Source organism: Candidatus Jidaibacter acanthamoeba (assembly GCF_000815465.1).
In the GTDB taxonomy this organism is placed as follows: Bacteria; Pseudomonadota; Alphaproteobacteria; order Rickettsiales; family Midichloriaceae; genus Jidaibacter; species Jidaibacter acanthamoebae.
Genome location: NZ_JSWE01000222.1, coordinates 1 through 349 on the forward strand (window position 1 = coordinate 1; position 349 = coordinate 349).

Annotated in this window: 1 protein-coding gene; it reads left to right on the forward strand. The window is 32.7% G+C overall.

What is annotated here, in order from left to right; translation table 11 throughout:
- Window positions 1–76 precede the first annotated feature (76 nt).
- Window positions 77–349, forward strand: a 273-nt coding sequence (locus NF27_RS13080) for a DDE-type integrase/transposase/recombinase (RefSeq protein WP_275574625.1), incomplete at its 3' end; no start/stop codon positions are given.

The following is a 349-nucleotide window of genomic DNA, read 5'->3' on the forward strand; positions in this document are numbered from 1 at the left end:
CCCAAGTACAATATACAGGTGGGTACAGCATTATGGCCCTAAAATACAAAAGAAAGTTTGTTACTTTCTCAAATCTATCAATTCTTCTTGGTACCTAGATGAGACTTATGTCAAGGTCAAAGGTAAGTGGCTATACTTGTACAGAACCATTGATAGTAACAAAAATACTATTGACTTCTACCTAAGCAAAACACGTAATCACAAAGCAGCTAAATTATTTTTAACTAAATTGCTCAATAAGAAAAATACTTATGAACCAAAAAGTATCACGGTAGATGCTAATCACTCATATACAAATAACATAATTGAGCAATATCACAGACGGGTAAAATGGAAAACCAAAGATGCT